Origin of the sequence: Amphibacillus xylanus NBRC 15112, assembly GCF_000307165.1 — a bacterium.
Classification (GTDB): domain Bacteria; phylum Bacillota; class Bacilli; order Bacillales; family Amphibacillaceae; genus Amphibacillus; species Amphibacillus xylanus.
The window spans coordinates 2,267,199-2,282,160 of record NC_018704.1; the positions used below are offsets into that span (position 1 = coordinate 2,267,199).

Annotated in this window: 10 protein-coding genes; 4 read left to right on the forward strand and 6 right to left on the reverse strand. The window is 37.2% G+C overall.

Annotated elements, in window-relative coordinates; genetic code table 11:
* Positions 1–123 precede the first annotated feature (123 nt).
* The 6 genes from AXY_RS10865 to AXY_RS10890 form a co-directional block, all read right to left on the reverse strand.
* A complete protein-coding gene (locus AXY_RS10865) occupies positions 124–1,419 on the reverse strand; it encodes a glycoside hydrolase family 27 protein (protein ID WP_015010863.1) in 1,296 nt (431 codons plus the stop codon).
* A 4-nt stretch (positions 1,420–1,423) separates the two neighbouring features.
* A complete protein-coding gene (gene arfA, locus AXY_RS10870) occupies positions 1,424–2,938 on the reverse strand; it encodes an arabinosylfuranosidase ArfA (protein WP_015010864.1) in 1,515 nt (504 codons plus the stop codon).
* A gap of 270 nt (positions 2,939–3,208) precedes the next feature.
* The gene (locus AXY_RS10875) at positions 3,209–4,333 is read right to left on the reverse strand and encodes a GntR family transcriptional regulator (RefSeq protein WP_015010865.1); all 1,125 of its coding nucleotides are present in this window, start codon (positions 4,331–4,333) and stop codon (positions 3,209–3,211) included.
* A 197-nt stretch (positions 4,334–4,530) separates the two neighbouring features.
* The gene (gene araA, locus AXY_RS10880) at positions 4,531–6,018 is read right to left on the reverse strand and encodes an L-arabinose isomerase (protein WP_015010866.1); all 1,488 of its coding nucleotides are present in this window, start codon (positions 6,016–6,018) and stop codon (positions 4,531–4,533) included.
* Between the two features lie 24 nt (positions 6,019–6,042).
* Positions 6,043–6,729: an L-ribulose-5-phosphate 4-epimerase gene (gene araD / locus AXY_RS10885; RefSeq protein WP_015010867.1), complete on the reverse strand. Its 687-nt coding sequence runs from the start codon at positions 6,727–6,729 to the stop codon at positions 6,043–6,045.
* A gap of 118 nt (positions 6,730–6,847) precedes the next feature.
* Positions 6,848–7,852, reverse strand: a complete 1,005-nt coding sequence (locus tag AXY_RS10890) for an acrylyl-CoA reductase family protein (protein WP_015010868.1) — start codon at positions 7,850–7,852, stop codon at positions 6,848–6,850.
* A 195-nt stretch (positions 7,853–8,047) separates the two neighbouring features.
* Between AXY_RS10890 and AXY_RS10895 the strand changes: the two genes are divergently transcribed.
* From AXY_RS10895 to AXY_RS10910, 4 genes are all read left to right on the forward strand, one after another.
* The gene (locus tag AXY_RS10895; protein ID WP_407919028.1) at positions 8,048–8,986 is read left to right on the forward strand and encodes a DMT family transporter; all 939 of its coding nucleotides are present in this window, start codon (positions 8,048–8,050) and stop codon (positions 8,984–8,986) included.
* 97 nt (positions 8,987–9,083) lie between these two features.
* Positions 9,084–9,416, forward strand: a complete 333-nt coding sequence (locus tag AXY_RS10900) for an ArsR/SmtB family transcription factor (protein ID WP_015010870.1) — start codon at positions 9,084–9,086, stop codon at positions 9,414–9,416.
* A 165-nt stretch (positions 9,417–9,581) separates the two neighbouring features.
* Positions 9,582–12,773: a CBM35 domain-containing protein gene (locus AXY_RS10905; RefSeq protein WP_015010871.1), complete on the forward strand. Its 3,192-nt coding sequence runs from the start codon at positions 9,582–9,584 to the stop codon at positions 12,771–12,773.
* 233 nt (positions 12,774–13,006) lie between these two features.
* On the forward strand, positions 13,007–14,932 hold the full coding sequence (locus tag AXY_RS10910) for a heavy metal translocating P-type ATPase (protein WP_015010872.1): 1,926 nt from the start codon (positions 13,007–13,009) through the stop codon (positions 14,930–14,932).
* Positions 14,933–14,962 lie beyond the last annotated feature (30 nt).

A 14,962-nucleotide genomic window follows, 5' to 3' on the forward strand; every position in this document is an offset into this window, starting at 1 on the left:
ACTCCTTTAGCTATATTCTAACATAAGCCTATGATTGGTTGCGGCAGACTAATAAAATTTCATCTTTAAGAAATGAATGAGTCGATGGTTATCCCATCGACTCACTTAATGATCATGATGTATTTACTTTTTAATAACCAATTTAAGTAATTGGCAAGCGTGCGGTCTTAAGTGACTAGTGATTGTTTGATCTACGTTTGATAACGTTTCTTTTTCCCATAAATCAGTGATTGATTCAACTTTGGTTGCGTCTACACCAAGTTGGTCTAAATCGACTGAAACTGTTTGCTCATGATCAGCTATATTGAATAATGCCACGTAAACCTCTTGATCTGGTCCATAGGATTGCCAAACTACACGATCCTCATGGCGATAAACTTGACGGGCACCATGTCCTTCTTGATGCATTTTGTTTACTTCTTCATTTATTAGTAATGATAAAGTAAAATCATCGTTATCTCGCAATTCTCCACCGAACATTAATGGTGATCTGAAAATTGACCAGAGCGTCATCATTGTGATTTGTTCATCACGAGTAAATCTTGTGTAACGATCACTTGCACCACCATCTACTGAGCGAATCCCAATATGACCTAATGGTAGCATATCAGCATCAGGCCAATGACCAGGTCCGATATTTTTACTCCAACGGTAGCAGCGATCAAACATATCATATAGCAATTCCCAAATATCCCAGAAGTCATTCGTCATACGCCACATATTAGCGTTTTCCTCTAGGACTGCAGCATCGTTTAAGCTTGCAGGTCCAGGAGATAGACTTAAGACCATTGGGCGACCGCATCGGTCAATTGCTTTTCTAATCATTTTAATCTCTTCAATATGTGCACCATAATGTTGAGAGTCTGCAATATCATCTACTTTTATGAAATCTACACCCCACTCAGCATACAGCTCAAAAAGTGAATCGTAGTATAGCTGCGCTTCTGGTTTAGTATGATCTAATCCATACATGTCTGTATTCCAAGCACAAATTGAGTTAGGTTTAGCAATATAACGAGCTCCAACATCTGTACCTTTAATCTTTGTATTTTGATGCACTGCTTGTCTAGGTATTCCACGCATAATGTGAATACCGAATTTTAAGCCTAGATTATGAACATAATCAGCTAACGGCTTAAACCCCTTCCCACCTTCAGCAGACGGGAAGCGATTTACAGCAGGGATTAATCTTGAGTATCCATCCATTTCTAGTGGGACAAATGGTCGATATGCTGATGAAACAGCACCTGCTTCTGACCATTGAATATCAACAACGACATATTCCCAACCATGTTGTTTTAAGTGTTTTGCCATATAATCGGCATTACCTTTTACTTCTGACTCAGTCACTGTGGCACCGTAACAATCCCAACTATTCCAACCCTTAGGAGGAGTTAGCGCAAAACTATGATGTTTCATATTCTTAGTTTGCTCCTTTTCTAAGTCTGATCACGTTCCATGATGCCTTTGATAAGTGAGCAGTTAAAATACCACCATCAAGTTTAGAATGAGTATTCTGTTGTGGTGCTACTGCTTGATGATCAGCTGTGTTAACTGCTTTTAGATCATCGCTTACTAATTCGATATGCTCAACAAGCTCATAACCTTCAAAGCTTCTTAAATCAATATCCATTGGCATTGCTGATTCTAAATGCTTGTTAACTAGGAAAATTGTAACCTCTTCGTTTTCTTCGTTGTAAACAGCACCTGCATCAATATATGGTACGTCAGTGAACTCTCTACTATCATACTTAGGAGATGATAGAATTGGTTTTAATGAGATTCCACGACCGTACACAGATGCATGCATATAAGGATAGAAAATTGTTTGTTTCCATGAACGTCCTTCATTTTCAGTCATAATCGGTGCAATAACGTTAACTAATTGAGCCATTGCAGCCATCTTAACACGGTCAGCGTGTTTTAAGAATGTAATTAGTAAACTACCAATTAATAGCGCATCTTCGAAGTTATAGTGATCTTCTAATTGAGGAGGCGCGATTGTCCATGGTTCAATCTGCTTATCAGCATCATTAGAGTGATACCATACGTTCCATTCATCAAAGCTTAGTTTAATAGTCTTCTTACTACGACGCTTAGCTTTAATATAGTCACATGTAGCAATAACAGATTTAATGAAATGATCCATTGTTAAGTTTTTCGCTAAGAAGTTTGGTGTATCATTTGATCGGTTACCATAGTATTGGTGTAGCGAAATATAATCAATTTGATCATATGCAAGGTCAAGTGTTGTTGCCTCATATTCAGGGAATGTCGGCATTTCTGAGCTTGAGCTTCCGCAAGCTACAAGTTCGATCGTTGGATCTACTAGTTTCATAGCTTTTCCTGTTTCATTTGCGATACGGCCATACTCATAAGCTGTCTTATGACCAATTTGCCATGGACCATCCATTTCGTTACCTAAGCACCATGTCTTAATATTATGTGGTTCTTCGTAGCCGTGTGAACGACGTAAATCACTCCAATATGTACCGCCGGGGTGATTCGTATATTCTAATAGGTTTCTAGCAGCGTCAATTCCTCGTGTTCCAAGGTTAACAGCCATCATTACTTCGGCACCAACCTTTTTCGCCCAATCAACAAACTCGTTTGTTCCAACTTCGTTTGTTTCAATTGTACGCCAAGCCAATTCTAAACGTCTTGGTCGTTCTTCTTTTGGTCCAATGCCATCTTCCCAATTATATGCAGATACCATGTTACCGCCTGGGTAGCGAATAATCGGTACATTTAATTCTTTAACAAGTTCAATAACGTCTTTACGGAACCCTTGCTCATCCGCTTCTGGGTGACCAGGTTCGTAGATTCCACCATATACTGCTCGTCCAAGGTGTTCAATAAATGAACCATAAATACGATCATCAACTTTGTCAATCTGATAATTTTTATCAAGCGTCAATGTTGCTTTTAACTTAGTCATCTTCTACCTCCAAAAAAATGTATTTTTTGATACGCATATCTCTTATGTAAGTAGCTTATCAGTTAATTAAAGTCATTTTAACATAAAAATATACGTATATGTTCGCGCTTTCATTATATCGACATTTAGCTGATAATTCAATTCTAATCATTAAATTAATTAAATAAGCCAAAACACAAGTATCATAAGGCTTTAAAACGATTTTGACTTGATACGTATCACCATTACTCGAACGGACAGGTTACTTATTAAGCTAATAAGTTGTTAACGTCAGTCTTTAAATTTCGGTTCAGACGTTGATTGTCGCAGAACAAGTTCTGGTTCAAAAACGATAGATTCGAATACTTCTTTTGATTTATGTGGATTACCTCTTCTATTCTTAACAATGTCAAGAATCATTTTCCCCGCGAGTTCACCGAGCTCTGTTTTTGGATGTTTAACACTCGTTAGCTTAACTTCAGACACTTCCGCTAAAAATGAATCATCAAAGCCAATAATTGATATATCCTCAGGGACTTGCATGCCCTTTTCTCTAATAACATCTAGTAAAGCTAAAGCCAGTTCATCGTTATAACACACAATAGCTGTTGGGCGCTCATGCTCTGGTAATGCTAATAACTTTGCTATTTCTTCTTTCGGCCGTTGATACTTCTCTTCCGTTTTATAAGTAATGATATGGTTAGGATTGATCATCACGCCATTTTTCCGGTGAGCTTGTAAATAACCCTTCATTCGTTTCGGGCCTTGGCCATCGTCATTCTTAAAGAGCCCAACGATTCTTTGGTGACCTAATTTAATTAGGTGCTCTGTTTGAATGTATCCACCTTTTTCATCATTAACTGTGATGCTTAAGGGTTCAAGCTCATCATAGAATGCATTTATCATGATATAAGGAATGTCTTGACGTTCTAGATTCAAGTAATAATTTATATTTGGATTACTGATCGCACTTTTTGTTGGTTCAACAATGACGCCATCAAAATGCTGCGTTAGAATGCTTTCTAAAAAATGTCGTTCCTTTTCATGATCATTATTCGTACTAAAGAGACTTACATGGTAGCCATGCTTACTCAAATACGATTCTGCCCCTCTAATAATTGAAGGGAAAATATAGTCAGAAATATAAGTAGTAATTATGGCAATATTTTTTTGATTGGAAATGGATTTATTAATGTCTTCCTTCGAGCGATCAGCACAAAATGTCCCAGCTCCTTGCTCACGGTAAAGCCAACCTTGATTAACTAGTTCACCTACCGCTAATCTAACTGTGTGCCGACTAACATTAAATTGTTTCATTAGCTCACTTTCCGAGCTAATTTTTTGATGAGGCTGAAATGTTCCATCCAATATTTTTGATTTTATTGCTTGTTTCACAATACTGTATTTAGTTTGCATCAATCACACCTCACTGTTCCTGTTCGTTCAATTGTTGTCATTTTATGCAAATGCTATACTGCGTTTAAACAGATATTGTGTGTAGTTATCATTTAGTAAGAGTAGCTAGATTAGACTCTATTAATAAACTCTTACCATACATTGAAAGTGAGACTTTGGTCTTGCCAAAGTCTCACCTCTCATTAAGTATAAACACTTTATCTTCTATAAACGATGTCATTCCATTTTAATTCATTTTTAAATTGACGTAAGTTTAAATCGTCATCGATAACAACACATTCAATGTCAGCCATTTCAGCAAAGTCGACCATTTGTTCTGTTGTAACAACAAATGATAGTACGGTATGGTGTGCTCCACCAGCATAAATCCATGCGGCTGTTCCTTCTGCTAATGATGGTTTTGGTTCCCAAATTGCTTTTGCAACAGGTAGCTTAGGTGTTTCTTTTTCTGGTTGTTCTGCGCGAACTTCGTTAACGATTAAGCGGTAACGGCCACCCATTTCCACTAGAGATACGTTAATCGCTTCGCCACCTTTACTATCAAAGACTAGACGAGCTGGATCCTCACGATTACCAATACCTAATGGTTGAACAACAATTTTAGGCTTAGTGGCTGAAATTGTTGGACAAATTTCTAACATGTGTGAACCAAGAATCTTCTCATTACCTGGCTCTAAGTGATACGTATAATCTTCCATAAATGATGTTTCTTTATTGTCAGAAAGAATCTTCATCAATCTTGTTAACGCAGCTGTACGCCAGTCACCTTCACCAGCGAATCCATAACCTTGCGCCATTAAGCGTTGTGCTGCCAATCCTGGTAATTGCTTCATACCATGTAGATCTTCAAAGTTTGTTGTAAATGCATTGTAGTTTCCTTTTGCTAGGAATGATTTTAATGCCAGCTCAATTTTACCTTGGTATAAAATTGCATCACGGATTGGTCCTGGTTGGCTTGCTTCTGCTGGTAATTCATATAATTCTTCATATTCTTGATATAGCTTCTCAAGATCTTCATCTTTAACTTGATTGATTTCTTCAACTAAGTCGCCAATACCGTAATAGTCTACTGTCCAGCCAAACTTAATTTGTGCTTCAATTTTATCACCATCAGTAACAGCAACATTACGCATATTGTCTCCGAAACGAGCTACGCGAATATTCATACCTTCTTTAACACCAATTGCTGTCTTCATCCAAGCAGCGATTTGCTCGTGAACTTTTTCATCTTTCCAGTAACCAACGATTACTTTTCGACCTAAACCTAAGCGCGTTCCAATAAATCCATACTCACGGTCACCATGAGCTGCTTGGTTTGTATTCATGAAGTCCATATCAATCGTATCCCAAGGGATATCACGATTATATTGAGTATGCAGGTGCAGTAATGGCGTTTGTAATGCTTTTAATCCAGCAATCCATGACTTAGCTGGAGAAAAAGTATGCATCCATGTAATAATACCAGCACACTCATCACTTGCATTTGCTTCTTGTACGAGCTTATGAATTTCACTTGCTGTAGTTACTACTTGTTTAAACTCAATTTCGTTAGGTAAAACTCCTGATTCATTTAGTCCAGCTACAACTTTTTTAGAGTTATCCTCTACTTCTAAAATTGTCTCTGGTCCATAAAGTGGTTGACTACCTGTAATAAACCAAAACTTATAAGGCTTTACTGTTAACATTTTATTCCCTCCAATTATTTTATCTTATTGTCCGTAATACGCATCTTTTCCATGTTTTCTTAAATAGTGCTTATCTAATAACGCTTGTTGCATTCTTGGTGCTTCAGGATTAATTTGTAGTGTTTGAAGTGCCATTTTCGCAACTTCTTCTAGTACAACTGCGTTATGAACCGCTTCTTCTGGGTCTTTACCCCAATTAAATGGTGCGTGTCCATGGACTAAAACACTTGGAATTGCTGCAGGATCAATGTCTTTAAATGTTTCCACAATCACATTTCCTGTTTCCAATTCATATTCGCCGCTAATCTCAGCTTGTGTCATCCTCCGTGTACACGGAATATCACCATAAAAATAATCCCCATGTGTTGTTCCTAAGGCAGGAATTGATTCCCCTGCTTGTGCCCAACTTGTTGCCCATGGTGAATGAGTATGAACAACTCCACCAATGTTAGGGAAGTTTTTATACAACACTAAGTGAGTAGCTGTGTCAGATGAAGGTTTCTTCGTCCCCTCCACTACGTTACCGTCTAAATCAACAACGACAAGATCATCAATCGTCATCTCATCATACGGGACGCCACTAGGCTTGATAACGACTAGACCTGACTCTTTGTCATATCCACTAACATTTCCCCATGTAAACGTCACCAAATTATATCTAGGTAAATCAAGATTAGCCTTTAAAACCTTTTCCTTTAACGCTTCTAGCAATTAGTTTCAACACCTTCCTGTCGAATATTTCCCTTGTACGGATATATAACTGCATATTTATATATTAATATAATTTGTACGGACAATCAATATAAAATAAATGTTTATCGGTGCTCGATTATGACGATACCTTCACAATAATTCTACCTAAAGATTTTCCTTCTAGTAGCTGAGGCAGTGTTTCTTCTAATTGCTCTAATGTAATCTCACGGTTGGTAATCAGTTCAAATTGCTGGTCTGTTAGCTTAAGATCAGTTGCCATCCGTTTCCATATTTCCTGTCTTTTTTCCATTGGACAATATACAGAATCAATTCCAATTAAACGGACACCTCGTAAAATGAATGGATAAACATTCGTTGGAATTTTAATGCCACCTGTTAATCCACTAGCTGCAACAGCACCGTTGTACTTTAATTTACTAATGATTGCTGCTAATGTGTCGCCTCCCACTGGATCAACCGCCCCACCCCATATCTGCTTATCGATAACTCTTAACTTTTCTCCTGTGACTGTTTCACGATCAACAATGTCTGAGGCTCCTAGTTGTTTTAATAGATCGTGTGCAGAAGACTTCCCTGTGCTCGCCTCAACTTGATAACCTAGATTAGCAAGCATTGCAGTAGCCATACTTCCGACTCCGCCTGAAGCACCTGTCACTAAAACTGGGCCTTGATCAGGTGTAATCTGTTGTGCTTGTAATTGATCAACAGATAATGCAGCGGTAAATCCAGCAGTGCCATAAATCATCGCCTGTTTTAAAGTCATCCCTTCTGGAAGAGGTAATACCCATTCTGATTTAACTCGAGCATATTCGCTATAACCACCATCATGACTAACCCCTAAATCATAACTCGTCACAATAACTGGGTCACCTTCACTAAATCTATCATCAACTGATTCAACTACTACACCCGCTAAGTCAATCCCCGGAGTAGCAGGGTACGTTTTAATAATTGGACTTTCTGTCATATTCGCCATCGCATCTTTATAGTTGACGCTTGAATAATGAACTTTAATTAAGACCTCACCTTCTGGTAGATCGAGTTCTGTTATTTGTTGAACACCTCTCGTTACTTCTTGATCGTCCTTATTTAATCGATATGCTTTAAATATCTGATTCATTATCATCACTCCTTCTTAAAAATCATATCAAAGATTCGCAGTCATTGGTACTTTTCACCGTCTTAATTAAATAACTGTTTTCAGTTAAATAAATAATAGATTAAAATTAATAATCTATTCCATTTAAAACAAAACTTGACACCACTATGATTAACTCTATACACTACTAGCAGACAAATATACATAAGAGTGGATGTGGCTAAATTGAAACGAAAGACAATTTACTATCTTGGACTTATTTTAGTAGCAGTTATTTGGGGTGTTAATTTTGGCATTTCACGTCTAGCAATGGAAGTATTTCCTGCAGAGATTTTTGTGTTATTTAGATTTGGTCTAGCAGTCCCGATATTATTTTTAATTCTCAAAATTAAAGAAGGTAACATTAGAGTTGATAAAGAGGACCTGATTAAGCTTGCTTTAATTGGACTTTTTGGGATTACAATTTTAGAAATTGTTGTCATGTATTCGATAAAATTTACGACACTTGCCAACGCATCGTTATTAAATGTAGCACCTTGGCCTATCTTTGTAGCACTATTTGCACCATTATTTACTCGTGAGCGCATGACTCTTAGACTAGCAATCGGTGGAATGATTGCCTTTGTTGGGGTTACATTCATTATTTTAGGTGGCGATGATGGCTTTACCTTAAATTCTGACTATATGATTGGTAATCTATTAGCGTTTTCTATCAGTATTCTTGGCGCATTATTTAATCTATCATATATGCCATTGATGCAGAAATACTCACCACTACGTGTGACGACTTGGTACATATTATTTGGTTCTATCTTTATGATTCCTTTTACTTTAACGAAATGGGACGCAGTGCAGTGGGCAAGTATAAATGGTGTGACACTAGCCGTTATCGTTTATAATGTCGTCATCTGTTCTGTTGTTGCGTTTATTGTTTGGAATCTCTCAATGCAGAAAGTGGGTGCCACAAAGTCAAACTTCTTCCGTTATTTTGTACCCGCTTCCGCTACAATTTCAGGTGTATTCCTCTTTAACGAGATGATTTCACCGATCCAAATCGCTGGTGGTATCATTATTGTGTTTGGTCTTGCTTGGATTACTCGTGATGATAAAAACGGGCATAATAATGAAAAGGCTTTAAACAAAAGAGTCGTTTAACGATTATGATTTACTTTTGGTTTTTCTGGTCGCAGGAGGATTTATATTGTAAACTAAATATGTACAATTATGGATCAATGTTGAAAGAAGGATACTCATGACACAATTATTTGATGAACAAACAATCGAGAAGACAATTCGGCTATTTAAAATGTTGAGTGATAAAACTCGGTTATCGATTATGCTATTAATTAAAGAGCAAGAAATGAACGTCTCAGAAATTAGTCGAGCACTTAATATGGAGCAATCGGCTATTTCACACCAATTAAGTGCGCTTCGTTCTGAACGACTTGTAAAAAGTCGACGTGAGAAAAGGTCTGTCTTTTATAGCCCTAATGACCAACACGTATATGATATTTTAACTCAAGTGATTGATCATGCGCTTGAAGATGACTGCAATCATACCTATCCTTCAACAAAAAGTCACTGATAAATTTTAATATTACCCAATTGATTAAGAGTCCAAATTTTTTTGGGCTCTTTTTTTATCCCAACCGCATGACAAGATATATAAATAGACCGGTTGTTATTATATTGTCACTGAGATACATTGAGGTTAAAAGGACGAAATAGACAAAAGGAGATTGACTGATAAATGACAATTCATAGTTTGCCAGAGTTATCTCACCCCAAAGCGATGATCTATGATGCGGCCGAGGCTGAAATTTCAGGTGGTGCGTTTGTTGAAACGAGTAATCAAGGATTTAACGGAAAAGGCTATGTAGCTGGGTATATTGACAATAAAGATGCTAATACTGAATTTACTGTTGATGTGCCTACTGATGGGGATTATTTCATTGCGCTTCGCTATGCTGCTGGTGCAGCAGGTAACTGGAATACAGATCGAACAGTAGGATTATCGATTAATGGTGAGTCTTCTACACACGTAACTTTTAAAAGCATAAGCGCAAGATGGGATGTTTGGCGCGAAAATATTCTGATAGTAAGACTTAGCGCAGGAAAAAATACAATTAATTTTCACTCAATTAGTGAAAATGATAATTCTGACTGTATCAATCTCGATCAATTAGCAGTTTGGAAGTTTAATCAAAATCCAACGCTAGATGGCATTGTTTTTGATAAAAATCAATACACAGTAAGTGAAAAAAATCAGATCAAAACAGCTATTCAAGAAGTTGACAGTAATGGTATGAGAAAGGCTTGCCAGGCACCGCTTCAGTACAGCTCAGATGATCCTTCTATTGCTAAAGTTGATTCAAAAACTGGTGTCATCACAGGTGTTACAGCAGGTACAACATTAGTTAGTGCAGAGGGATTAGGATTTTCCACACAAGTTAATGTTACAGTTTTAAAAAATCCTACAGTCATTGTAGATTGTAAGAAGAAAAAGCGACCTGTTGATCCTAGTACGTTTGGATATATTTTAACGCCAAATTACGATGTCCCTGATAGTCGCATCTCACTACTTGGTCCTGTATTAAATCGCGAGACACTTCCTGTGCAAAATTTCCAAGCAATTGGTGACTTGGATGGGGCTTATTATAAGCATGAAGCAAGCATTTTACAAAGATGCTTAGAAGCTTACAAGAGAGCTAAAGCACTTGGTGCGAAGTGGTATATGTTATTAGGGATGAACCCTTCATGGGCTACATCAAGTGGATCACCAATAGAAACATTTAAGAATAAACAAACGAAGAGTGATATTGAACAAGAACGCTTTAAGCAATATATCAAAGATGCGCTTCAATTTTTCAAAGACAATGGTGCAAAGCCAGACTTCGCTAACCTAACAAATGAATACTGGACAGGAACTGAACGAACTTTTAAAGGCAATTGGGAGGCGTTGAGAGAGGTCTATCCTGATTTCATCCCAGCTGTTGGACCTGGTGGTGTTGGTTTCTCAGGGATTCCTGACTTCTACATCCCCTTTGCTAGTGAAAGTCAAATAACAATTGAAGGTCCTGGTTGGCATGAATTCTGGGTTAATGACCGCTATGCAACCTTAACTCAAATGAAACAGTGGCGAAAGGTTATCGCGGATTTCCAAGCAGAACACCCTGAAGCAAATGGTAAGTATATCATTTTTGAAGAAAATAACGCCGGCTCAAAGCATCCCGCTGATTGGACTAGAAGCATGGCAAATGTAATTCGTGCCGATGTTAACAAAATGATTAAGGGCTGCTTAGAAGCTCGAAATGCTAATGGCATGAGTGATCTATTGACAACGAATGCACTTAAAGAAAATCCTGCGGCACGTCGCCCAATTTGGTGGGTATACTTTATGTTTTCACAGCTATCTGGTGATTATGCTGATGTTTCAACTGATATAACAGAAGATTTCACAGCTGTTTCAAGTGTCAATCAAGATGAGACAAAAGTTATTATTGCGAAAAATGATTGTGATGGCTTAGTCACCATTCAATTGAAAAACCATGCTTATCAAGAAGAACAGCTGATAGTAGATCTTTATAAAATTACTAATTCCGAAAATACTGGACTAGACTATCAATATTCAATCGATGTAGAAGCAACTGATCAGCTACAAGTTATCATTGAACAAGTAAAAGCTAATGAAGTTTGGTTTGCAATTATTAAAAAAGTTAGTTCAGCACCTAGCGTCTTCTATCCGATTACACCAGATGACGGAAATGCTGTTACGACTCGCCCAAGTTTTAACTGGTCTGTCGCTCAAGGGGCAACACATTATGAATTATTAGTAGCTGCTGATAAAGACTTTACTGACATCTTAATTCATGAATCAAACTTACCAGATCCAAGCTATCAAGTTCCAAATGATTTACTAGTTGGCAAGACTTATTATTGGTCAGTTATAGCTGTTAATCCATATGGTAAAAGAGGCTTCCCTAACGATACAGCTTACTCATTCTTAGTTACAGAAAATCCAAATATACCTGGACAATTTAGTCCATATTTACCGACGATTGATGCACCAAATGAATCAGTCACACCAGAACTACAATGGTCAATATCATATAATGCGGATTCTTATCGTGTTGTCATTTCTAAAAATCCGGATTTATCAGATCCCGTGGTTGAAATAGACAATGTGACAACCGTTAGAGATACCGGTATGTATGGACCTAACACACTAGGCTACTATCAGGTTGAAAATTCACTTGCATACGATACAACATATTACTGGTCAGTGTATGCGATGAACAAATATGGTGAAAGAAAAATGGGTGGACCACTTCGATACTTTACAACTAAAGCTAAAGGAGATGCTCCTGTTGCCTTTAACCTAATATCACCTAAAGATGGCGCCAAAGACTTAACAGCAAGAACTGTGTTATCTTGGGAAAAATCTAAAAACGGATTCTTTTATAAGCTTGAAATTGCTGAAGATGAAAATATGGAAAAGCCAGTTATTATTAGAGACCGAATGATTCATAATCGATATACTGTCGAGCCTAATGTCTTGTTACCTGGGCAAACGTATTACTGGAGGGTCACATCATATACTAAGGATTTACAACATAAACAAGCTGCATCAAGTGGAAAAGTACATTCATTCACTGTCGAATCAGTACCGTGTTCTCCACTTCTATATGCTGAGCAACCATTGAATGGTTGTGCTAAACTATGGTTCCAACCTTCAATAGGTGCAACATCATATAAAATTAAGTATGGCACTAATCCTGGTGAATACACTGCTACGATTAAAAATGTTACTAGCAGTCCAATCATTGTGTCTGGTCTAACAAATGATACAACCTATTACTTTAGCGTTGTAGCTATAAATGAATATGGTGAAAGCTCAATCTGGAATGAACGAGCAGTAACACCACGCCAACATCTAATGTAATAGTTTCAGCTTTAAAATAGACAATAAAACTAAATATAACTAGCATCCGTTAGCCCGGGCGATTGTTAATCGTTCGGGTTAATTTATTGAGATAAATTGTCGATATTCTTGATTTTAAATTAGAACCCATTTTGATCTAAAAAGATTGACATATGAATAGTCATTCATGTATCATTATACATATGAATAGGTATTCATATGATTGTCAATTCATTTATTAAGGAGAAATTATTATGGGAACTTGTATGTCGCATACTCACAAAACTAAAGCAGAGACACACCATCATCACCATCACGATCATCAGCTTGAACGTTGGTTATATTTGATTGGCTTAATTGGCTATTTAGTCGCAAGATTATTTCCATTACCAGAATTATGGGGAAATTTAGTTGATTTTTCAGTGGTGTTTTTAGCTGGAAATCACGTCGTTATCGAGGGTGTCACAGACACATTTCAGCAATCAATCAATAGAAAGCGATTTTACCCGAATATTCATTTGTTAATGTCACTTGCTGCCTTTGGAGCTATGATCATTGGACAATTTTCAGAGGCATCATTGTTAATATTAATCTTTGCAGGAGCTCACTTTTTAGAAGGCTACGCAAAAAACAAAAGCAAAAAGGATATTACTAACTTACTTAACATGCATCCTACTACTGCACGAAAAATTACCGAAAATGGTCAAATCAAAATTGTCGATGTAGAAGATATTAAAATTGGCGACCATGTACAAATTTTACCCGGTGATCAAGTACCAACAGATGGTGTCATTACATCTGGAACTGGTTTAATCAATGAAGCATCGATTACAGGAGAAAGTATTGTGCAAGAAAAAACAGTCGGAGATGAAGTTTTCGGTAGTACAATAAATCAGAACCATTCATTCACAATGACGGTGACGAAATCAAGTCAGGAAAGTGTTTTTGGGCAAATTATGCGGACAGTTCAAGAAGCTCAAGATCAACTATCTCCTGTCGCAACAAAAATTAAACAAGCTGAACCGATTTACGTCACAGCTGTCTTAATCTTTGTCCCTATATTTATCTTATTATCACAACTATTGACTAGTTGGGATTGGTCAACAAGCTTGTATAGAGGGATGGTGACATTGGTCGCATCTTCTCCATGTGCACTGGCGGCCGCATCGATTCCAACGAACTTATCAGCAATCGCTCATTTAGCAAAACGAGGGATCTTATTTAAAGGTGGCGATTTTATCGCAAACTTAGGTTCAATTAAGGCTGTGGCATTTGATAAAACAGGTACATTAACTGTAGGAAAGCCAACAGTAACTGATTACTTGTTCATTGATGATACTAAAGCGTCAAAATGGATCGATATTATTGTCGCAATGGAAAAGGAAGCAAATCATCCATTAGCTGATGCGATCTTAAATAAATTTTCAGCTTCTGAAGATTTAACTGTAACAACGTTAAATCAGATTGGCAAAGGGTTATCAACACAGTATAACGATACTCATTATTCGATTGGAAAATTACAAGAAAACGAGCAATTAACCGCTGAGTTTAACAAGCGGTATGAAACATTAACAAAAGAAGGAAAGACAGTTGTTCTATTTAGAGAGAATGATCGAGTCGTTGGTTTAATTGCCATGCTCGATACGCCAAGCCAATATGTATCACCTGTTATTAACTACCTAAATCAACAGCAAATCAAAACGATTATGATCACCGGAGATAACGAGGCGACAAGTCAATATATTGCTAAATCAATTGGGATCAATCAAGTTTATAGTAATGTTTTACCTGAAGATAAAGCAAAACATATTGAATCGATTCAAAAACTATCAGGATTAACGGCAATGGTTGGTGATGGCGTTAATGATGCACCTGCCCTTGTCACTGCAGATGTTGGATTTGCTATGGGGGAAGGAACTGATGTTGCAATTGAAGTGGCAGATGCCGTGATTATGGAAAACAATTTAGAGAAATTTAGCTATGCTCACAAAGTGGCTCAAAAAATGAATCGAGTTGTAAATCAAAATATCGCAATTGCCTTAATCGTTGTTTTGATGCTAAATGTATTTAATATATTCGGTACAATGAGTCTAGCCATTGGAGTAGTCTTCCACGAGGGAAGTACACTAGCCGTTATTTTTAACGGTCTAAGATTACTGCTACCCATTAAGCAAAGATAAATGACTGCCTTCTCAAATCAGAGAGGGCAG